Source organism: Streptomyces sp. NPDC058741 (genome assembly GCF_042746715.1).
GTDB lineage: Bacteria > Actinomycetota > Actinomycetes > Streptomycetales > Streptomycetaceae > Streptomyces.
The window spans coordinates 40,481-60,478 of the sequence record NZ_JBHYQH010000028.1 but is presented as its reverse complement, the minus strand read 5'-3'; the positions used below and the strand labels follow the sequence as shown (position 1 = coordinate 60,478).

The window sequence follows — 19,998 nt, the reverse complement described above, 5'->3', positions numbered from 1 at the left end:
GACACCGGCAAGAACGACCGCAAGACCGGGAAGCCGGACCAGCCCTCCCCCTCGGCCGGCGTCACCACTCCGGCGCCGTCCGACTCGGCCTCGTCGACGCCGCCCTCGAGCGAACCGCCGGCCTCGGACACGACCACATCCAAGCCGGGCGAGCCGCCCACGTCGCAGGCGCACTCCCCGCCCCCGCCCGACAGCACCACGGGGAGCGGCACCGGCGGCCCACGGAGCAGTCACCGGCCTCCCGACCCGGGCCGGTCCCGCTCAGGCGGCCCGCACCACCAGGGCGTAGTCGCCGAGCCCGAGCAGCCGGTCGGCCGGCAGGTCGCCCTCCGTGGTGCGGACCGCCTCGACACGGCCGGTGTCCGGTGCGAACGCGACGTCCTGGACCGTGCCCAGCCAGTCGCCGGTCTCGGCGAGGATCCTCAGACCCTGCATCTCGTGGTGCGGCGGCACCGCGACGGGAGGAGCGGCCGAGCGCACCAGCACGGCGTCCGGGCCCACGGCGTGCAGGGCGCCCCAGGGCAGCACCGTGTCCTTGCGGTGCCGCCCCCGCACCCGGACATGGGTGACCGCACCGGACGCGGCGTCGACCGTCAGCGACCGCACGGTGCCGATCTCCTCCGCCTCCTGGAGCGTCAGCACGGGCAGGCCCCGCGCCTGCGAGAGCAGCATCACGACGGCGTCCCCTTCCGCTCGTCCCGGTAGGCACCGATCCGGGCGACGAAGCCCGCCAGGTCGTCGGCGACGTAACGGGTGGCGTCCGCCGGGATCACCAGCGCCCGGCCCGAGACGGCGAGCGTCTCGCCGCGCGGCACGTACACCCGGTGCCGCCGACGCCGGGAGCCCTGCACCAGCGCCTTGCCCGCCGCGATCCGGAAGCCCACGACCCGGCCGCTGGTGCCGCCCTCGACGATCACGTCGAGCACCGTCCCGACCTCCGCGCCGTCGTCGGTCAGCACCGTCGCGTGCAGCAGCCGCCCCTGCCGGGCCTCACGGCGCGCCACGACGACGGACGTGTCCTGCAGCGCGTGGGCGTCGCGGACCATGACCGCGTCCCGGCCCAGCGCGTGCACGCCCGCCCAGGGCAGGCTCTGCTTCAGCGGCCCCGACAGCAGGCCGCGGCCGCTCAGCGTGAAGCCGGTGACGCGCCCCGCCGCGGGGTCGAAGACGGTGTCCTTGACCTGCGCGACGGCGTCACCGTCCAGCGTGACCACCGGCAGGGTCGTCAGGCTCCGCGCCGCCATCAGCTCGTTCATCGCACGCCCTTCCCGCCGGGCCTGCGCCGCACCGCGATGACCGTCCCCGACCGCCGCCCGGCCTGCACGGCGAGCGTCACCATGAGGACGGCGGCGAGCGCCGCGACCACCACGACCAGCCACATCCACCAGGCCACCGCACACCTCCACGATCAGGTCCGGCCCCTTGGCCGGCCCTGCTGTCCGGGTGCCCCGCCCACGGGGGAGAATGCCCCCGGCACCGGACCGGCGACGTTCTGTCAGGACTGCGACGCGCGGCTCGGGGTACGAGCACTGTGCAGAGCGTCCGGCCAGTCCGGCTTCCCAGAGAGAAACCCATGATCGACCACCTGGACGGGGCAGTGATACCGACTGGTTTCGACGTGCCCGTGGAACCGCTGTGGCGGGCCGCACACTACTCCGGCGAGCAGGGCTGCATCGCCGAGGCGCGGTGCTTCGCCGCGCTCTTCCTCGAGCAGCTCAGGACCGAGTGGTGTGCCGACATCGACGAGCGCGTCGACGGCGCCGTGCAGCTGGTGGTGAGCGAGCTGGTCACCAACGCCGACCGCCACAGCAGCGGGCCGTACATCCTGGAGCTCGTCGGCACCGACACCGCGGTGACGGTGTCGGTCTACGACAGCAGCTCCGCCCTGCCCCGCGTCTTCCCCCGCAACCCCGAGCGCATCGGCCGGCACGGGCTGGAGATCGTGCACGCCCTGGCCGAGGAGGTCAGCGTGGAACGCGTGCCGGTGGGCAAGCGGGTGCGCGCCGTGCTGGCGCTGACCGGCCCCGGCGGTCGGTGAGCCTCACACCCTGGCGCCGGGGACCCACGTCGCCGGCGCGGGACCCGTGTGGTGCGCGCCGCACGCGGACACACACATACGGGTGCCGCCCCACTCCCGCACGTGGGACGGCACCCGCCGTTTCGACGGCCGAGGCCGTCAGGCGCATCCCAGTTCGCCCAGCATGCCCTGACGCAGGCGGGTGATGATCCGCTTGATCAGGCGGGAGACGTGCATCTGGGAGCATCCGAGCCGCTCACCGATCTCCGCCTGGGTGGCCTCCTCCACGAACCGCATGTGGATGATCTGCCGGTCGCGCTCGCTCAGCTCCGCCATCAGCGGGGCCAGCGAGTGGAAGTCCTCGACCAGCCGCAGCCCGTCCTCCTCCACGCCGATGAAGTCGGCCAGCACGGCCTCGCCGCCCTCGGGGCCGTCACCGGTCAGAGCCGCGTCCAGCGACGACGAGTTGTACCCGTTCGCCGCGATCTGCCCCTCGACGACCTGGCTCTCGGAGATGTTCATCAGCGTGGCCAGCTCCGCGACGGTCGGCTCGCGGTCCAGCCGGCTCGCGAGCTCCTCGCGGGCCTTGGCCAGCTCCACGCGCAGCTCCTGCAGCCGCCGCGGCACGTGCACGGCCCACGTCGTGTCCCGGAAGAACCGCTTGATCTCGCCCACGATGTACGGCAGTGCGAAGGAGGTGAACTCGACCTCGCGCGACAGCTCGAACCGGTCGATGGCCTTGATGAGGCCGATCATGCCGGTCTGGACGATGTCCTCCATGTCGTCGCCGCGCCCACGGAAGCGGCCGGCCGCGAACCGCACGAGCGACATGTTCATCTCGATGAGCGTGTTGCGCGCGTACTGGTACTCGTGCGTGCCCTCTTCCAGCTCCGTCAGGCGCTGGAAGAACCGGCGGGACAGCTCCCGGGCGTCCCGGGGGGCCACGGAACGCGGGTCAACGACTCCCGGCAGTGCTCCGTCACCCGTGCTGGCCTCGGCGTTCTTCTCGGCGGCCTGTGCCTTCGACCGGATCACGGCGGTCTCCATTACCTCTCCCACGAAAGTCACGGCGGACATCTGCCTAGGTCCTTCCGGGTTGCGGGTACCCGGGTCTGCGCACACCATGCCCCCCGACTTCTCGAGAGGTGAAACGGCGGTGCGCGCGAGCCCGCCGGACCATCCTCACCCCATCGAGTGACCCAGAGCAAGCAGGGCGACCTCCCTGGTCCCGGCACCGGAGGCTCGGGTTCCGGTGATTCCACCCAGGACGGAACGCCGGACCCTTCCCCCGGCGGGCGTGATTCCTAGGCTGGGGCGGTGACCGATCACGTGCCGAACGAAGCCCGAGTCGTCTCCCTGCGCCCGCACGGCCCGCGCCCCGTGCCCGCCCCGGCGCGTCAGGGGCCTCCCACACCCGCGGTGAAGGAGCCCCTCTGGCGCCACCTGGTGGGGGACGTCCTGCGCCGCGAGCGCCTCGCGCAGGAGCGCACGCTGAAGGACGTCGCCGACGAGGCCCGGATCTCCATGCCGTACCTCTCGGAGGTGGAGCGCGGCCGCAAGGAGGCCTCCTCGGAGGTCCTCGCGGCCGCCGCCCACGCCCTCGGGCTGGGCCTCGGCGACCTGCTGGCCCGGGTCCAGGGCGAGCTGACCCGCGTCACCTCGCGGTACGCGGGCGGCGGCCGCCGCGGGGCGGCGTCCCCGTCCTCGCACGACGGACTGTGTCTGGCGGCCTGAGGCCGCTTCCGGGCCGGCGCCTCAGACCGTCTCGAGGCGCCGGCTGAGCACCTCGTCCGCCAGTCCGTAGGCCACCGCCTCCTGCGCGGTGTACACCTTGTCGCGGTCCATGTCGGCCCGCAGGGCCGCCACGTCGTGGTGGGTGTGCCGCGCCAGCACCTCCTCGACCTGGGAGCGGATCCGCACCATCTCCTTGGCCTGCAGAGCCAGGTCGGACACCATCCCGCGCTGCCCTCCGCTCGCCGGCTGGCCGAGCAGCACGCGCGCGTGCTCCAGCACGAACCGCCGGCCGGGGTCACCGCCGGCCAGCAGCACGGCCGCGGTGGAGGCCGCCTGACCCACGCAGCACGTCGAGATCGGTGCCCTGACGTACGACATCGTGTCGTAGATCGCCATGAGCGAGGTGAACGAGCCGCCGGGTGAGTTGATGTAGACCGCGATCTCGCTCTCCGGGGACGAGGACTCCAGATGGAGCAGCTGCGCGACGACGACGTTGGCGACGCCGTCGTCGATCTCGGTGCCGAGGAAGATGATCCGCTCGTTCAGCAGCCGGCTGAAGACGTCGAAGGACCGCTCGCCCTGCGGGGTGCGCTCGATGACGTTCGGAATCGTGTAGGTCCCCATCACTGCAGCCCCATCCTGCGTCGCGTCGCCGCCGGGCGGACGTCCGCGAGGGACTCCACGACCCGGTCCACCATGCCGTACTGCCTGGCCTCCTCGGCCGTGAACCAGCGGTCCCGGTCGCCGTCCCCGGAGATCGTCTCCGGGCTCTGCCCGGTGTGCTCGGCGGTGATCCGCTCGATGGTCCGCTTGGTGAACTCCAGGTTCTCCGCCTGGATCTCGATGTCCGCGGTGGTGCCGCCGATGCCGGCGGACGGCTGGTGCATCATGATCCGTGCGTTCGGCAGGGCGTAGCGCTTGCCGGGCGCGCCGACACTGAGCAGGAACTGGCCCATGCTGGCCGCGAAGCCCATGGCCAGGGTCGACACGTCGTTGGGATGAGCCGCATCGTGTCGTAGATGGCGAGGCCCGCGTGCACCGCGCCGCCGGGGCTGTTGATGTACAGGCTGATGTCGGTGCGCGGGTCCTCGGCGGACAGGATGAGCAACTGGGAGCAGACCCGGTTCGCGGAGACCTCGTCGACCTGGGTGCCGAGCAGCACGATGCGCTGCGCGAGCAACTGGGCGGCCAGCTGGTCGTCGAAGCGGGTCGGAGGGGTGTCGCCCTCCTCCGCCCGCGGGGCGAGTGTCGTGAGTGGAGTCATCGGTCCTCCTCGTCGTGGCGCACCCACCGCGGGACCTCCGCGGTGCGTGCCGTCGACCCCACTGTCGGCCTCCCACGACGCCCGCGGCCGCTATCTCTGCCCTGGGCAGATCCGCTGCCGGCAGAGCGCCGGGCACAGCCGTTCCCGCGCAACCGCCGCAAGAACGCCCGGACATCACCCGCCAGCGGTCCGGCTCCGCCATCGCCGCGACGTGCCCGCCGCGGTCGGACTCCGTCCGGCGCACCAGGTCCCCCGTGCGCTCCACTCGTGCCACAGCCGCAGTCAGGACCCGGCCGGGTTGCGTGCGGTTCCGGGGAGCGTGCGTGCGCGAAGTGGACGGTCGCCCCGTCCTTCACGGTTCGTGAGCTGCCGGTTCGCCCCGGTGTACGGGCCGTCCGAAGTGCCGCCGGGCGCGGGCCGATGAGTTTCGCGGTGTGTGGAGGTCCACACACCGAGGACAGTGACGCACATCTCGATCAGCAGCCAGGGCGCCCCGGAGAGCCGGACGGCCACTCCTGGGAAGCCACTGAAGGCAAGACCCCATAAGCCACATCCGGCCCTCCCGGGCCACCCGACAACTTACGGAGGAACCCATGGCGTCCGACGGCTTCACCACCTGTCTCTGGTTCGACGGCCAGGCCGAGGAGGCGGCCCACTTCTACGTCTCGGTCTTCAAGAACTCCGGCATCGGCAAGATCGCCCACTACCCCGAGGGCGCGATGCAGCCGGCCGGAAGCGTGATGACCGTCGAGTTCACGGCCAACGGCCACCGCTTCCTCGGGCTCAACGGCGGACCGCAGTTCCGCTTCAACGAGGCGGTCTCCTTCATGATCTTCTGCGAGAACCAGGAGGAGATCGACTACTACTGGGACAAGCTCATCGAGAACGGCGGCGAGCCCGGACCATGCGGCTGGCTCAAAGACCGCTACGGCGTCTCCTGGCAGGTCGTCCCGGACCGGCTGGACGCCATGATCACCGACCCGGACCCGGCGAAGGCGGCCCGGGTGACCGGGGCGTTCATGGCGATGGGCAAGTTCGACATCGCCGCCCTGGACCAGGCGTACGCCGGGGAGTGACACCGCGACCGGCCGGGGCGGGCCCGGCTCGGGCGTGGTGCGGCCGGTGCCGGCTCCTCTGGCGCGGACGCCGGGTCCCCGCACCCGCCGAGCAGCAGCCCGCCCAGCACGACCCCCACGACCCACCTCGTGCGCATACGGCAACTCCCGCCCCGGCCACGACACGGCCCTCAGGCAAGCGCAGCCCCGTCCCGGGGAGGAAGACGTCCGCCGGGCTTCGGCGCGCGGGCCGGTCCGCCGGTGACTAGCGTGGGGAAAGGGCCCGTTCACCCGTCCGGAGAGGGCGCAGCCATGGCCGTGCAACCCGAAGGAACCCCCTGCTGGGCCGACGCGATGTTCAGCGACCTCGACGGCGCCAAGAGCTTCTACGGCGACGTCCTCGGCTGGACCTTCGGCGAGTCGTCGTCCCAGTACGGCAACTACACCCAGGCCTACGCCGACGGCAAGGCCGTCGCCGCCGTCGTCCCGCCCATGCCCGGCCAGGACGGCGAGGAGGCCCCGTCCCAGTGGTGCCTGTACCTGGCGGCCCAGGACGCCTCCGCCACCGCGGAGCGGATCCGCTCGAACGGCGGGCAGGTGCTCATGGAGCCCATGCGGGTCGGCGACTTCGGCAGCATGTGCCTGGCCCGCGACCCGGGCGGTGTCGTCTTCGGCGTGTGGCAGGCCGGCCGTCACGAGGGCTTCGAGGCCACCGGTGAGCCCGGCGCCTACATCTGGGCGGAGATCTTCACCCGCGAGCCCGAGAGGTCCGACGCGTTCTTCCCCGCCGTCTTCCCCTACCGGCAACGGGACATGGAGGACGACCGGACGGACCTCCGCGTCTACGACCTCGGCGAGAGCCACGTGCTGGGCCGGATGAGGATGACGGAGGACTTCCCGCCCGAGGTGCCGCCGTACATCAACGTCTACTTCGCGGTCGAGGACTGCGACGAAGCCGTGGCCAGGGCCACCGGGCTCGGCGGTGCGCTGCGGTTCGGCCCGATGACCATGCCGTTCGGCCGGTTCGCCGCGATCAGCGACCCGCAGGGCGCGCACTTCTCGGTCATCGACCCCACGACGACCGAGGGGGAGATGCCGAAGCTGACCGAAGTCGGCTAGCTCGGCGCGTGGCCTCCCGGGATCCCGTCCCTCGGGGCCGGAGAGCCCGCGCGGCCATGGCATGATCGATCCCATGCGTGAACGTGTGGTGGCCGCGTGCGACGGGGCTTCGAAGGGAAACCCGGGTCCCGCGGCGTGGGCCTGGGTGATCGCCGACCCCTCGGAGAGCCCCGAGCGCTGGGAGGCCGGCCCGCTCGGCAGGGCCACCAACAACGTCGCGGAACTCACCGCGCTGGAGCGCCTGCTCGCGGCCGTCGCCCCGGACGTGCCGCTGGAGATCCGGATGGACTCCCAGTACGCGATGAAGGCCGTCACCACCTGGCTGCCCGGCTGGAAACGCAACGGCTGGAAGACGTCCGCCGGCAAGCCGGTCGCCAACCGGGAGCTCGTCGTGCGCATCGACGAGCTCCTCGACGGCCGCTCGGTCGAGTTCCGCTACGTGCCCGCCCACCAGGTCGACGGCGACCGGCTCAACGACTTCGCGGACCGCGCCGCCAGCCAGGCCGCCATCGTCCAGGAGCCCGCGGGCAGCGCCCTCGGTTCCCCCGAGCCGCCGCCCGCCCCGGACACCTCCGCGAAGGCCCCGCGGCCCCGCTCGCGCACCGCCTCGGCCCGCAGCGCGAAGCCCTCGAAGGGCTCCTCGCGCACGATCAAGGCCAAGTTCCCCGGCCGCTGCCAGTGCGGCCGCCCGTACGCGGCGGGCGAGTCCATCGCCAAGAACGACAGCGGCTGGGGCCACCCGGAGTGCCGCACCGGCGCGGCCGTCTGATCAGCCGTCGAACGTGTAGAACGGCGTGTGGTCCAGCAGGTCCGCAGGGCTCGCTCTGTATCTCTCGATCCTGCTCAAGAGGCAGGACCCGTCCCACGACATCACCGTCTACGCACGCGACCCGGAGGGCTCGACCTACGGCTGGGGCGTGACGTACTGGCGCGAACTGCTCGACCGGCTCCACGAGCGGGACCCGGAGTCGGCGCGCGCCCTGGACGCCGGCTCCGTCCGGTGGCGCGACGGCGTCGCCCGCGTCCGGGATCTGACGACCCGGCACAGCGGTGACGAGGGGCACGGCATCGGCCGGCACCGCCTGCTGGAGATCCTCGCCGCCCGGGCCCGCGAGCTCGGGGTGCGCCTGAGTACGAGCGCGAGATCACGCCCGGCGACCTGCCCTCCGACGCCTGGCAGACCTTCCGCACCCTCACGAACGACACCTGGCACCACGGCGGCCTCGTCCTGCTCGGTGACGCCGCCCACACCACGCACTACTCCATCGGTGCCGGCACCACCCTCGCACTGGAGGACGCCACGGCCCTCGCCGCCGCGCTCCACGAGCAGCCGGCGCTCCCCCAGGCCCTGGCCCGCTACGAGCGCGAACGCAGGGCGGCCCTGCTTGCCGGTGCAGAGCGCGGCCCGCTCCAGCGCCCAGTGGTACGAGAACCTGCCGCGCTACATCCAGCTGCCGCCGGAGCGCATGTTCGCCCTGCTCGGCCAGCGTCACTCGCCCCTGCTGCCCTACGTCCCGCCGCAGCTGTACTACCGGCTCGACCGCGTGGCCGGACAGCTGGAGACCCTGCGCCGTTTCAAGCGCTGGCTGGGGCCCAAGGTCGCCAGGAGCGTCCACGCTCGCTCGCTCTCCTCCCGGGAGCAGCCGCTCACCGCCCGGGGCGGCACGTGACACGAACCTGTCGCTCCTCTTCACTCATGCGAGTGAATGCACCGGGGAAGCGGTCCGGAGTGACACCTTCCGCACCCCGCGGCGGCGGATGACAGACTGGCGCCCATGGACGAGCGCACATTCGACCGGTCGGATCAGCACGCTTCCGTCGTCGGTCTCGGTACGTGGCAGCTGGGTGCCGACTGGGGCGACGTCGACGACAAGGAAGCCCTGGCGGTGCTGGAGGCGGCCGCCGAATCCGGCGTGACCTTCTTCGACACCGCCGACGTGTACGGCGACGGCCGCAGCGAGCAGACCATCGCAGCGTTCCTCGGCGGGCGCCCGGACCTGAACGTCATGGTCGCCACCAAGATGGGCCGCCGGGTCGACCAGATCCCCGAGAACTACGTCCTCGGCAACTTCCGCGACTGGAACGACCGTTCCCGCCGCAACCTCGGTGTGGACCGGATCGACCTGGTGCAGCTGCACTGCCCGCCGACGCCCGTGTACTCCAGGGACGAGGTGTTCGACGCCCTCGACACCCTGGTCGAGGAGGAGCGCGTCGCCGCGTACGGCGTCAGCGTCGAGACCTGCGCGGAGGCACTGACCGCCATCGCCCGGCCGAACGTGGCCAGTGTGCAGATCATCCTCAACCCGTTCCGCATGAAGCCCCTGCGCGAGGTGCTCCCGGCCGCCCGGGAGGCGGGCGTCGGCATCATCGCCCGGGTCCCGCTGGCCTCCGGCCTGCTGTCGGGCAAGTACACGCGGGACACCGTCTTCCCGGAGAACGACCACCGCACCTACAACCGGCGCGGCGAGTCCTTCGACGTGGGTGAGACCTTCTCCGGCGTCGACTACGGCACCGGAGTCGAGGCCGCCGCCGAGTTCGCCGCGCTCGCCCCCGGGGGGTACACCCCCGCCCAGCTGGCCCTGCGCTGGATCATCGAGCAGCCCGGCGTGACGACCGTGATCCCCGGTGCCCGCTCACCCGAGCAGGCCCGGGCCAACGCCGCCGCCGCCCGGCTGCCGGAGCTGCCCGCCGAGACGCTCACCGCGATCCGCGACCTCTACGAGCGCCGGATCAAGGACCAGGTGGAGTCGCGCTGGTGACGCCCGCCGTCGGCGCTGCCGTGTGACCTCCGCACTCACGGCACCAGCAGCAGCTGCCGCTCCTGCTCCTGGTCGCCGGAGGCGGCGCCGTCGTCGCGGGTCGTGAAGGCCCGGGCGAGGGTGTCGCTGGCCCGTCGCACCGCTTCCGGGGAGCCCTGCACGGTCACCGTCACCGGGGCGGACAGGCGCCCGCCCTCCCCGGCGCTCCCGCCCTCACCTCCGGGCGCGCCACCCTCGAAGGTGGCCGTGCGCACCGTCGCGTTCTCGTCGCCGGGAAGCTCGTCCGGCGCACCGAAGGCGCCCTCCAGAGCCCGGACTACCGTGCGTGCGTCGTCGGCGCCTCCGCCGCTGAGCGTCACCGTGAGCTGTGTTCCGGACATGCGTCCACGACCTCCTCGCGCTGTGCGTCCTCCAGGGCCCTCCGTGTAACCGTCCCCTGACCGGTCAAACCGTCACCCGGTTCGAGACGATGCCCCGTTACGGGGCACACGGGTGAGGAGGGATTCGGGTTTCACACCAGGAGGAGCCGTGTCCGAGGTGGCAGAGGGCGGGGCCAGGCGCCGGGGGCGCAACGAGACCGAGGAGGAGAGAGCGGACCGGATGTGGCAGGAGCTCATCCAGGAGGTCCGTGTGGCCCAGATGGGGGTGCAGATCCTGTTCGGCTTCCTGCTGACGGTCGTCTTCACGGAGAAGTACGACGACCTGACCGGCACCGATCAGACGATCTACCTCGTCACGGTTGTCCTGGGCGCCTGCGCCACCGGGGCGCTCATCGGGCCGGTGTCCCTGCACCGCCTCGTCTCCGGGCGGCAGATCAAGCCCCAGGCGGTGCGGGTCGCCTCCCGGCTGACGCTGCTCGGCCTCCTGCTGCTCCTCGCCACGACGACCGCCTCACTGCTGCTGATCCTGCGCGTGGCCACGCACGACGGGTTCGTGCCCTACCTCGTCGCGGGAGTGGTCGGCTGGTACCTGCTGTGCTGGTTCGTCCTGCCGATGTGGACGCGGTACCGCTACACCTCCCAGTGAGGCGGGCTGCCGCTCCTGCGCACCGCCGGGTCAGCCTCCGGCGATGACGTCCGCAAGGAAGTCGTCCACATGGACCGTCTCGTGGCCGGGCGGCACCAGCTCGTGCGTCTCCCGCAGGAACGCCGCGAACGCCGGGGCCCACGCGAACACCACCGCGTGGTGACGGCCGCCGTCGGGCCGGGCGTCGCCGAAGAACTCCATGCGCAGCTCCTGCCACAGGCCGCGCGACTCGGGGCGCATCCGCACGTCTCCTGTCCCGACCGGACGCCGCAGCGCGTCACCGAGCATCTCCCGGTCCAGCTGCCACCGGGCGAGCACCCGTCCGCCGTGGCTGAAGACCACGGTGACGGCGAACGGGTCCGAGGTGTCGTAGCTCAGGTGGGCGAGGACGGAGAAGCGGTCCGAGTCACCTGCCTGCAGCAGCACCACCAGGGACTTGTGGACGAACGAGTTCACGAGGAGGCCTCCGGGAAGAACCGACGTAGAGCCCTCTAGTACCCCCGTTCCTCATCTGATGCTCCGCCCTCCGGTCGATTCCCGCGGGCACCGCGCAGGGACCGGACGCAGGCGGCCCCGGCGCGTTGCAGCTCCTCCAGGCGCCTGACCACGTCGTCCTCGTGGAAGTCCCCGGCGTGGTCGAAAGGTCAGGTCCTCGAAGACCTTCACGCCTCCTCCGGTTCGATCGGAGGGCACGAGGTGCGGACGGAAGCCCGGCGGTACCCGCTGACCTCGGCCTTCACCGTCCGCGCCGCCCGGGCCGAAAACCGTTACCAAGCCCCGCGGCGGGTGGGGGACGATGTCCGCATGGTGCGACCCGAGGTCGGAGCGGCGCCGCGCCGCTGTGCGGAATGCGGCGGATACGAGTACGGCGGCGCCCCCGCCTGCGCGGCCTGCCGCGACCTGGTGGACGGCCTCGTGGAGGAGGAGTGGGCCGCCTTCGTGCGGCGGTGGGACGCCGCCGGCGGTGAGCAGGAGCGGGTGCTGGCCGAGATGGTCGCGGCGGAACCCGACCGGCACGACTGGCGGGTGGTGGACGCCGCGCTCGACCGGCTGGTGTGCCCCGACTGCGGCGGCCGGCCGGCCCGCGGCCCGGCCGGCTGCCCGGCCTGCGACCTGGCGCACGGCTTCCGCTACGCCGCGATCGAGACGGACCGGCCGGGCGTCCCGCCGGGCAACGAGCACGCGGTCCGCGTGAACGTGTCGGTGGTGCGCCGGCCGGAGGTCACACCCCCCGGCGAGGTGCTCGTGCGGCGTCTGCTGCTGCCCGTCCTGCTGGCCGGGTTCCTGCCGACCACCGAGGAGGCGCAGCGGATGAGCGCGCTCGTGAGGAAGAGCCCTCCCTACCGGAGGGCTCGACTCGTCGAGCAGGCCGTCGAGGCGCTGGTGGAGGACCTCAGCCGAGAGCCTTCCGCAGCGCGGGCAGCAGGGTCTTCTCCGACCAGTCGAGGTACGCCGGCTGCGACTCGCCGCCGATCTGCACCAGGGCGACCTCGGTGAACCCCGCCTCGGCGTAGGGGCGGACGGCCTCCACGAACGCGTCCGGGTCGTCACCGCAGGGGATGGAGCCGGCGACGTCGTCGGGCCGGACGAACCGGGTCGCCGCCTCGAAGGAGTCCGGGTGGGGAAGCTCCGAGTTGACCTTCCAGCCGTTGCCGAACCAGCGGAACTGGGAGTGGGCCCGCTTGATCGCCGCGTCCCGGTCGGGGTCGTAGCAGACCGGGAGCTGGCCCACGCGGGGCTTGCCCGCGCCGCCGTGCCGGTCGAACGCCTCCAGCAGACCGGCCTTGGGCTCCGTGGCGATCACCAGGTCGGCGAGCCGGCCCGCCAGTTCGCAGGACCGCTCCCCGGAGACCGCGATGCCGATCGGCGGGGCCTGCTCCGGCAGGTCCCACAGGCGAGCCGACTCCACGTCGAAGTGGGTGCCGCGGTGGTTGACGTGGCCGCCGTCGAGCAGGGCGCGGATGATCTCCACGGCCTCCACGAACATCTCGTGCCGCACGTCGACGGAGGGCCAGCCGCCGCCCACCACGTGCTCGTTGAGGTTCTCGCCCGAGCCGAGCCCCAGCCGGAACCGGCCCTCGGACAGCAACTGCAGCGTGGCCGCCTTCTGCGCCACCACCGTGGGGTGGTAGCGGAACGTCGGGCACGTCACGTACGTCATCAGCGGGATGCGCGACGTGGCCTGGGCGGCCGCACCGAGGACCGCCCACGCGTAGGGCGAGTGGCCCTGCGAGCGCAGCCACGGGAAGTAGTGGTCCGAGGTCACCGAGAAGTCGAAGCCCGCCTCCTCGGCCCGCACCACGTGGTCGACGAGCTCTCGGGGGCCGGCCTGCTCCGTCATCATCGTGTATCCGATGTGCACCATGAGCGCCGGGTCCCCTCGCAGCGGGCTGGGAAACGACTCGATCAAGGTCCCCGCGCGGGGGCAGGATGCGTCCATGAGTGCTTCCGACCTGCCGTCCTCCGGCCCCGCAGCCCAGGGTGTCGACGCCTGCGGCGTCCACGCCTTCCTCGACGCCCTCGAAGCCGCCCCCGGCATCGAACCGCACAGCCTGATGATCATGCGGCACGGGCATCTCGTCGCGTCCGGCTGGTGGGCGCCCTACACCGCCGACCGCCCGCACCTGCTGTACTCGCTCAGCAAGAGCTTCACCGGCACCGCCGCCGCCCTCGCCGAGGCCGAGGGTCTGCTCGACTTCGACGCCCCGGTGATCTCCTACTTCCCGGAGTTCGAGGCCGACATCACCGACCCGCGCAGCCGGGCCATGCTCGTACGGCACGTGGCCTCCATGGCCAGCGGTCACGAACACGAGACCGTCGACGAGGCCTTCGGCACGGACCCGGCGGAACCCGTCCGGGGCTTCCTGCTGCAGCCGCCCGAGCGCGACCCGGGCACCGTCTTCGCCTACAACCAGCCCACCACGTACACCCTGGGTGCGATCGTGCAACGCGTGGCCGGGCAGTCGCTCAGCGCGTACCTGCGGCCCCGGCTGCTGGATCCGCTGGGCATCGGCGAGGTGTTCTGGCGACGGGACCGCACCGGCCGCGAGCTGGGCTTCAGCGGACTGCACGCCACCACCGACGCCGTGGCACGGCTCGGGCAGCTGTATCTCGGTGACGGGGTCTGGAACGGCGAGCGGCTGCTGCCGCAGGGCTGGGCCGCCCGCGCCTCGTACCCGCACACACCGACGGCCGGGGCCATGGGCGAGGCGGACCGCCAGGACTGGCACCAGGGCTACGGACACCAGTTCTGGGTGTCCCGCCACGGCTACCGAGGCGACGGCGCCTACGGCCAGTTCTGCCTGGTGCTGCCCGAGCACGACGCGGTGATCGCGACGACCGCGGCGACCGAGGCGATGCAGGAGATGCTGAACCTCGTCTGGGAGCATCTGCTGCCCGCCTTCGGGCCCGCGCCGCTGTCCGGACGGGACGCCGCCGACGCCGGCCTGCTCGCACGCCTGGGCCGGCTCGCCCTGCCGGCCGCCGCGGGCGGCACCGCACCGCCGGACCGGGAGGCGGAGTGGGCCGCCGTCGAGTTCACGGCTCCCGTCCCGGGCCTGGTCCGGACGGCCGCGCTCGCCCGGGACCCGGACGGCTGGACGCTGAGGCTCGCCGGGGACGGCGACCGGCTGGACCTGCGGATCGGAGGGGACGGCTGGACGGTCGCCGAGGAGCCCCTGCCGACCGCGGTGAGCGGCGGCTGGACCGACGCCGGCACGCTGGCCGTGGACGTGGCGTTCCTGGAGACCCCGCACCGCCTCGCGCTGACCTGCTCCCTGCCCGGAAGGACGCTCACCGCGCGCTGGTGCACCGAGCCGCTGCACGGGGGCCGGCTCACCTCCCTGCGGGCACCGCACGGCTCACTGTGAACCCGGCCGGAACGTCTTGAGGAAGGTGCGCAGCCCCTCCTGGTTCGCCTCGTCCTCCCACGCGTCGTCCAACGTGGTGAAGCGCAGTGAGAAGCTGCGGCCCTCGCCCAGCAGGAAGCCCCGGCCGAAGGTGCGCACCCGGGTGCCGTCGGCGTCCGCACGCCACTCCATGTCGGCGGCCTGCCGCCCCTGGTACGTCGTCGCCCGGATCTCGCCGATCCGCTGGTAGTGGCCGGACTGCTGCAGGTTCGGCTCGACCTCGTCCCGCCAGACGGCCACGGGGTCCGGACCGACGCGTGCGCTGTAGGTGACGGCCAGGGTGCGGGCGTCGCCCTCGGCACCGAAGACGACCCGGTACGCCAGGTCGCCCTGGCGGTCGGTGTCCAGCCGGGTCCAGTGCTCGGGCAGGGCGACGGAGAAGCCCTCCGGCGCCCGGTAGCGGCGGAAGCCGGCCGGCAGGGCGGTGGCCGGGGCGGACGGCTCGGGGGTGGCGGGCGGGGCGGTGGGCGCGGGGGAGGGAACGTCGGAGGCCGAGGGGGAGCCGGTCGGGCTGGGCGTGCCGGACGGCCCGGGGCTCTCCCGGCCGGTCCCCTCGCCCGGCGAGGCGGCGGTGGCCGGTGGCCGGGGCGGGGAGCCGGCCGCGTCTCCGCCCGCGTCTCCGCCGGGCAGCCCCTGGGTCGCGGCGAGCACGGCGACGGCGACCGTGACGACCGCCAGGGCGGTGCCCGCGATCACGGTCCGGCTGCTCCAGACCGGAGCGCCCGGGCGCAGCGCGGAGTACCCGCCGCGCAGTCGCGGGGCCGCCACCGAGCCCAGGCCGCTGTCGGGGTCCTCGCTGAGCGCCCGGGTCAGCGCCTCCCGCACCACCTGCCGGGTCAGCCGTTCCCGTGAGTCCTTGCGGAGCAACCCCTGTACCGCCTGGGTGAGCGGCCCGGCGCGCATCGGCGTGCGCAGCGGCAGCCGGTCGACGCCCTTGAGGGTGTTCTCGGGACGCCCCCGGTCACGGAAGGGCGGACACCCCTCGACCATCGTGTAGAGGAGCGCGCCCAGCGCCCACAGGTCGGCCGCCGGGCCGAGGAGTTCGTCGCGGGCCTGCTCCGGGGAGGCGTACCCGGGCGCCGTGAGCCGGGGGGCGAGGGTCGCCCCGGCCAGGCCGAAGCCGGTGACGACGACCGACTGGTCCGGCCGGACGAACACCTGGCCCGGGCTGAGCTCGCCGTGGGTGATGCCCTCCGCGTGCGCCGCGTCGAGCACGTCCAGCACCTCAAGGCCGATGCGCGCGGCCCGCACGTAGTTGAACGTCCCCTGCTCCGAGAGCAGTTCCCCGAGCGGGGTGCCGTCGATCCATTCGTGGACCGTCCACAGGGCGCCCGCCTCCTCGACGGCGTCGACGACCGTGGCGATCCGGCCGGGGCACAGCAGCGCCATGCTCTCGGACGTGCGCAGCAGCCGGGCGGCGGCGCGGCGCTCGGTCTCCACGGGGTCGTCGGGGAGCCCGACCTGCGTGACGAGGCACGGGCGCGGGACCTCGCCGGCACCGAGGTCCTCGGCGTACCAGCAGATGCGGTTGGTCTCGCGCTGGATGATCTCGAGCAGCCGGTACCGGCCGGCGACCAAGTGGTGTGTGGAGACGTGCGCCCTGCCCATGGCCATCCCTCGCTGGAAACCTGGCTCTCACCTTTTCCAGAGGTACGGGAAGCGAGGGCTCCTGCGTTCAAGCCGAGCGCAACTCCTTCTCTTTTTCTGTCTTCTATTCAAGAGAAGCGAGCAAGCGTGCGATGGGAAACGGCGTTTGACGGGTTCGTAGGCGTTCACCTCGGCCGATGCGGACATCAGGCGCCCGCCTGCCGGTAACCGACGGTAAATAGGAAGGCGGGCCGAGGGCCGACTCGGTGCCCCACGACGAATTCGGCGTGGGATTCCGCGGGAGCGCCCTCATCCTCAGCCCAGACCGAAGCGCCGGGACCAGGACATCATGTCGCCCGTGGTCGCGTTGCCCCCGCACACCACGAGACCGACCCGGGCCCCCTCGCCCACGCGCTCCAGCACCTGCCGGGCGGCGGGCACCAGACATCCGGCGGCCGGTTCGGCCCACACCTCGGCGTGGTCGGCCAGCTCCAGCGACCCCCTTACCGCCTCCCGGTCGGGCACGGGTGCCCCCAGCACCTCGGTGACCAGGGCGGACACATGGACGTCAGCCGCGACACCGACGGGGCGCTGAGCGTGGAGACGATCGACGACAGGGGCACCGGTCGCGGGCCGCCCGCCGCCAGCGCCTCGGACATGGCCTGCGCGCCCTCGGTCTCCACGCCCCCCACCCGCACCCCGGGCCTGCGCGCCCGCAACGCGGCGGCGACACCGGAGATCAGGCCGCCGCCTCCGACCCTGACGAGCACGTCGGTGAGGTCACCGGCGTCGGAGGCGAACTCCAGCCCGGCCGTGCCCTGTCCGGCGATCACCACCGGGTCGTCGAACGGGTGGACCAGGGTCAGTCCTTCCTCCCGGAGTGCCGTCTCACTGCCGGCCGGGCCGCTGCGGTTCCGCCTCGCTCGGCCGGACGACGACGTACCCCGCGCCCCGGAGCAGCAGTTGCACGGTCTCGCCGGAACCGCCGCGCAGCATCGAGCCGATGGACTGCGAGCGGTGCAGGGAGGTCTCCAGGCCCGTGGTCCAGCCGACGACCGCGTCGGTGTCCACGTACACCGGGGACCCGGGCGAGACCGGCAGGACCAGCGGGGTGCCCTCGCAGACCAGGCCCAGCTTGCCGTGCCCGCCGAAGACGCTGTTGAACAGGCCCCCGCCGGTGATGCCGGAGCCCTTCACCGTCGCGATGCGGTACGACAGCGTGGCGTCGAAGCAGAGCACGTGGCGGCCGTTGACGGTGAACTCGTCGCCGGGTTCGACGTCGACGACGAAACAGTTCTGCGCCTCGTGCGCGAACCAGGCCTCGCCCTGGCCGCGCACCGCCATCAACGGCAGCCCCTCGCCGGTGACCGCGCGCTTGAGCATGCCGCCGACGCCCTGCCCCTTGCGTTCGAACTGCAGGGTGCCGCGGTGGGCGACCATCGCGCCCTGCCGTGCCAGCATCTCGCCGTTCACCGTGTACCGGATGCACTTGGCGTTCTCGATCGCCATGCCCGCCGCGACGGCCGGCCGGACCACGTGCTCGCTGGAAAAGAGGTCACCCTTCATACGGGCATCCTCGCCCGGAGCCTCCCCCTCCGCCAAGATCGCGCCCGGCGTGAGAAGCGGTGCGGTGCGCGGTGTCAGCCCCCGAAGAGCTGTGTCCAGTAGCTGCCCGCGCGGCCGCCGCCGGCGAAGCCGACGCCGAGGTGCGTGAAGCCCGGTTCGAGGATGTTGGCCCGGTGCCCGGGGCTGTTCATCCAGCCCTCCACGACGTCGGCGGGGGAACGGTGGCCGCAGGCGATGTTCTCCCCGATCGCACGCCGGGTGGAGCCCGCGGCGGCGGCCCGGTCCCGGGGCCTGCCGCCGTCGGGCGCGGTGTGCGCGTAGAAGGCGCGGGTCACCATGTCGGCGCTGTGCGCCTGCGCAGCCGCCGTGAGGTGCGCGTCGACGGTCAGCGGCGGCAGCCCGGCCCGGCCGCGCTCCCGGTTGGTGAGGTCGGTGACGGCCGCCGCCGTGCCGGTCAGCCCGTCCGGCGTGAACGGCCTGGCCCACAGCGCCGTCCAGTAGGTGTCCCCCGAGGAGCCGTCGCGGACGCGGGCCACCCCGGCGTGGGAGAAGGACGGATCCCGCAGGGTGCGGCGGGACCCCGCCGCCCGCAGGCAGTACGCGACGAACTCCTCCGCGGTGCGCGGCCCGGACACCAGATGCTCACCGACCGCCAGATACGCGTACCCGGCGCCGGTGACGCGCTGGTAGACGGAGACACCGTCGGGCGTCTCGACACCGAGGCGGCCGGAGGCGGCCATGGCGGTGGCGTGGGCCCGGGCCGCGGTGAGGAGCCGCTCGTCCAGGCGGAGCGGGGGCGAACCAGCTTTTTCCCGGGCGGAGTTGATGGGCGCCAGGAGTCCGTCGGCGGCCGAGGTCGTGGAGGGCGGAGGACCGTCGGCGCCGGAGGCGGTGGGGGGTGGGGGCGCGGGCGGTCCGGGGGGCGCCTCGTCCACGACGTCGACCCCGAAGTCCCGTGCCAGCCCGGCCAGTCCGTCGGCGTAGCCCTGGCCCAGGGCGCGCAGCTTCCAGCCGCCGCCGCGCCGGTAGAGCTCCGCGAGCAGCAGGATCGTCTCCCGGTCCGGGCCCGGCGGAGCGAACCGGGCGAGGGGCCGGCCCCCGGCGGTGACGTGCAGCATGGGGGAGGGCAGCGCGCCGAGCGCGGTTCCCGGCTCGGCGGGGCTGACGGCGACGGTGACCCGGGTGGCGCCCGGCCGCAGCCGCGCCGGGTCGACGGTGAGGGTGTCGCCGCGCAGCCGGGCCCCGGGGGCGGACGGCTGGTTGTAGAAGACGAAGTCGCCGTCGCCCGCGACCTTTCCACCGTCGTCCGTGACCAGCGCGGACACGTCGAACGGCCCGGGAACACGAAGGGTCACCGCGCCGCCCGGCACCACCAGATTGCCCCCGGGGACCAAGTCCTCCACCACGCCCCGCCCCCCTGCCCTCGTCCTGCCGCCCACCGGGAAGGACGGCCCGGAGAGCAGCGGAGTTCCCGTGCCGGCCCGGGGAGCCGCCGCCCCCGCCGGCGTGGACGGCGATCCGGCGTCACCCCTGTCCTCACACTCCGGCCGACGCGTCGGGCGCTGCGTCGGCCGGACGAGGGTCGAACCGGCGCCCACCCGGGTACTCCGACGGTCGTGCTCGAGACGCCCGGCCCGTCGCGGCCGCCCCGCACCGGATCCACGCACGGGCCACCGCCACGTGGTACGCCGGGACGACCCGACGCGCCCGCATCACCCCGGTGGGACCGTGACACCCGGGACCCCTCGCCGCACGAGACCCCCTGCCCGCGCCGACCGGCCGAAGGAGCGCCGACGATGCCCCGCACTGCACGCCCCCGCCACCGCGCCGCCCTGGCGGCCCTGTCCACGTGCGTCGCACTGGGCTGCGGGACCCCTCGCCGCACGAGACCCCCTGCCCGCGCCGACCGGCCGAAGGAGCGCCGACGATGCCCCGCACTGCACGCCCCCGCCACCGCGCCGCG

The 19,998-nt window shown here is 73.3% G+C and carries 20 protein-coding genes and 3 pseudogenes; 10 read left to right on the top strand and 13 right to left on the bottom strand.

Annotated features, from left to right (window positions below; genetic code table 11):
- Positions 1-261: 261 nt before the first annotated feature.
- The 3 genes from ACFW6P_RS21950 to ACFW6P_RS21940 are packed head-to-tail and all read right to left on the bottom strand — an operon-like array spanning position 262 to position 1,393.
- Entirely contained in the window at positions 262-675 is a 414-nt protein-coding gene (locus tag ACFW6P_RS21950) for a PRC-barrel domain-containing protein (protein WP_386356859.1), read from the bottom strand.
- Positions 672-1,256, bottom strand: coding sequence for a PRC-barrel domain-containing protein (locus ACFW6P_RS21945; protein WP_386356856.1), 585 nt, complete (start codon positions 1,254-1,256; stop codon positions 672-674). The genes ACFW6P_RS21950 and ACFW6P_RS21945 overlap by 4 nt, the downstream gene beginning before the upstream one ends.
- Positions 1,253-1,393 (bottom strand): hypothetical protein, encoded by a 141-nt coding sequence (locus ACFW6P_RS21940; protein WP_386356854.1) that lies wholly within the window; start codon positions 1,391-1,393, stop codon positions 1,253-1,255. Before ACFW6P_RS21940 ends, ACFW6P_RS21945 begins: the two co-directional genes overlap by 4 nt.
- A 180-nt stretch (positions 1,394-1,573) precedes the next feature.
- Here ACFW6P_RS21940 and ACFW6P_RS21935 point away from each other — a divergent pair, with 180 nt between their 5' ends.
- The gene (locus tag ACFW6P_RS21935) at positions 1,574-2,038 is read left to right on the top strand and encodes an ATP-binding protein (protein WP_386356851.1); all 465 of its coding nucleotides are present in this window, start codon (positions 1,574-1,576) and stop codon (positions 2,036-2,038) included.
- A gap of 138 nt (positions 2,039-2,176) precedes the next feature.
- On the opposite strand, the gene ACFW6P_RS21930 is transcribed toward ACFW6P_RS21935, so the two are convergent.
- A complete protein-coding gene (locus tag ACFW6P_RS21930) occupies positions 2,177-3,064 on the bottom strand; it encodes an RNA polymerase sigma factor SigF (RefSeq protein WP_386356903.1) in 888 nt (295 codons plus the stop codon).
- 270 nt (positions 3,065-3,334) lie between these two features.
- Between ACFW6P_RS21930 and ACFW6P_RS21925 the strand changes: the two genes are divergently transcribed.
- Complete coding sequence (locus ACFW6P_RS21925; protein ID WP_386356849.1) at positions 3,335-3,751, top strand: helix-turn-helix domain-containing protein; 417 nt, start codon at positions 3,335-3,337, stop codon at positions 3,749-3,751.
- A 21-nt stretch (positions 3,752-3,772) separates the two neighbouring features.
- On the opposite strand, the gene ACFW6P_RS21920 is transcribed toward ACFW6P_RS21925, so the two are convergent.
- Positions 3,773-4,375: a ClpP family protease gene (locus ACFW6P_RS21920; RefSeq protein ID WP_386356846.1), complete on the bottom strand. Its 603-nt coding sequence runs from the start codon at positions 4,373-4,375 to the stop codon at positions 3,773-3,775.
- Positions 4,375-5,015, bottom strand: a pseudogene (locus ACFW6P_RS21915) (ATP-dependent Clp protease proteolytic subunit). The gene ACFW6P_RS21920 and the pseudogene ACFW6P_RS21915 overlap by 1 nt, the downstream one beginning before the upstream one ends.
- Before the next feature lie 593 nt (positions 5,016-5,608).
- Between ACFW6P_RS21915 and ACFW6P_RS21910 the strand changes: the two are divergent.
- The 5 genes and pseudogenes from ACFW6P_RS21910 to ACFW6P_RS21890 all read left to right on the top strand — a co-directional run bounded on the left by ACFW6P_RS21910 (position 5,609) and on the right by ACFW6P_RS21890 (position 9,948).
- A complete protein-coding gene (locus ACFW6P_RS21910; RefSeq protein ID WP_386356843.1) occupies positions 5,609-6,091 on the top strand; it encodes a VOC family protein in 483 nt (160 codons plus the stop codon).
- Positions 6,092-6,382: 291 nt separating this feature from the next.
- Entirely contained in the window at positions 6,383-7,189 is an 807-nt protein-coding gene (locus ACFW6P_RS21905; RefSeq protein ID WP_386356840.1) for a VOC family protein, read from the top strand.
- A gap of 61 nt (positions 7,190-7,250) precedes the next feature.
- Positions 7,251-7,958, top strand: a complete 708-nt coding sequence (locus tag ACFW6P_RS21900; protein ID WP_386356837.1) for a ribonuclease H — start codon at positions 7,251-7,253, stop codon at positions 7,956-7,958.
- 55 nt (positions 7,959-8,013) lie between these two features.
- Positions 8,014-8,859: pseudogene (locus ACFW6P_RS21895) on the top strand (FAD-dependent monooxygenase).
- A 105-nt stretch (positions 8,860-8,964) separates the two neighbouring features.
- On the top strand, positions 8,965-9,948 hold the full coding sequence (locus ACFW6P_RS21890) for an aldo/keto reductase (protein WP_386356834.1): 984 nt from the start codon (positions 8,965-8,967) through the stop codon (positions 9,946-9,948).
- 35 nt (positions 9,949-9,983) lie between these two features.
- Here the strand turns inward: ACFW6P_RS21890 and ACFW6P_RS21885 are convergent, their stop codons facing one another.
- Positions 9,984-10,328 (bottom strand): hypothetical protein, encoded by a 345-nt coding sequence (locus ACFW6P_RS21885; RefSeq protein ID WP_386356831.1) that lies wholly within the window; start codon positions 10,326-10,328, stop codon positions 9,984-9,986.
- A gap of 148 nt (positions 10,329-10,476) precedes the next feature.
- Here ACFW6P_RS21885 and ACFW6P_RS21880 point away from each other — a divergent pair, with 148 nt between their 5' ends.
- Entirely contained in the window at positions 10,477-10,974 is a 498-nt protein-coding gene (locus tag ACFW6P_RS21880; RefSeq protein ID WP_386356828.1) for a DUF6328 family protein, read from the top strand.
- Positions 10,975-11,004: 30 nt separating this feature from the next.
- On the opposite strand, the gene ACFW6P_RS21875 is transcribed toward ACFW6P_RS21880, so the two are convergent.
- Complete coding sequence (locus ACFW6P_RS21875) at positions 11,005-11,430, bottom strand: SsgA family sporulation/cell division regulator (protein ID WP_386356826.1); 426 nt, start codon at positions 11,428-11,430, stop codon at positions 11,005-11,007.
- Between the two features lie 348 nt (positions 11,431-11,778).
- On the opposite strand from ACFW6P_RS21875, the gene ACFW6P_RS21870 reads away from it, so the two are divergent.
- Positions 11,779-12,471, top strand: a complete 693-nt coding sequence (locus tag ACFW6P_RS21870) for a hypothetical protein (protein WP_386356823.1) — start codon at positions 11,779-11,781, stop codon at positions 12,469-12,471.
- Here the strand turns inward: ACFW6P_RS21870 and ACFW6P_RS21865 are convergent.
- On the bottom strand, positions 12,368-13,339 hold the full coding sequence (locus ACFW6P_RS21865) for an LLM class F420-dependent oxidoreductase (protein ID WP_386356820.1): 972 nt from the start codon (positions 13,337-13,339) through the stop codon (positions 12,368-12,370). The two genes, ACFW6P_RS21870 and ACFW6P_RS21865, sit on opposite strands and share 104 nt — an antisense overlap.
- 73 nt (positions 13,340-13,412) lie before the next feature.
- On the opposite strand from ACFW6P_RS21865, the gene ACFW6P_RS21860 reads away from it, so the two are divergent.
- Complete coding sequence (locus ACFW6P_RS21860; protein WP_386356817.1) at positions 13,413-14,843, top strand: serine hydrolase domain-containing protein; 1,431 nt, start codon at positions 13,413-13,415, stop codon at positions 14,841-14,843.
- On the opposite strand, the gene ACFW6P_RS21855 is transcribed toward ACFW6P_RS21860, so the two are convergent.
- The 4 genes and pseudogenes from ACFW6P_RS21855 to ACFW6P_RS21840 form a co-directional block, all read right to left on the bottom strand.
- Positions 14,835-16,490, bottom strand: a complete 1,656-nt coding sequence (locus ACFW6P_RS21855; RefSeq protein ID WP_386356814.1) for a serine/threonine protein kinase — start codon at positions 16,488-16,490, stop codon at positions 14,835-14,837. The genes ACFW6P_RS21860 and ACFW6P_RS21855 overlap by 9 nt on opposite strands.
- Before the next feature lie 294 nt (positions 16,491-16,784).
- A pseudogene (locus tag ACFW6P_RS21850) lies at positions 16,785-17,356 on the bottom strand (pyridoxal-phosphate dependent enzyme); the annotation flags it as partial.
- Position 17,357: 1 nt separating this feature from the next.
- Positions 17,358-18,035 (bottom strand): AIM24 family protein, encoded by a 678-nt coding sequence (locus tag ACFW6P_RS21845; RefSeq protein WP_386356811.1) that lies wholly within the window; start codon positions 18,033-18,035, stop codon positions 17,358-17,360.
- 74 nt (positions 18,036-18,109) lie between these two features.
- Positions 18,110-19,438: a CAP domain-containing protein gene (locus ACFW6P_RS21840; RefSeq protein WP_386356900.1), complete on the bottom strand. Its 1,329-nt coding sequence runs from the start codon at positions 19,436-19,438 to the stop codon at positions 18,110-18,112.
- Positions 19,439-19,998: the final 560 nt, after the last annotated feature.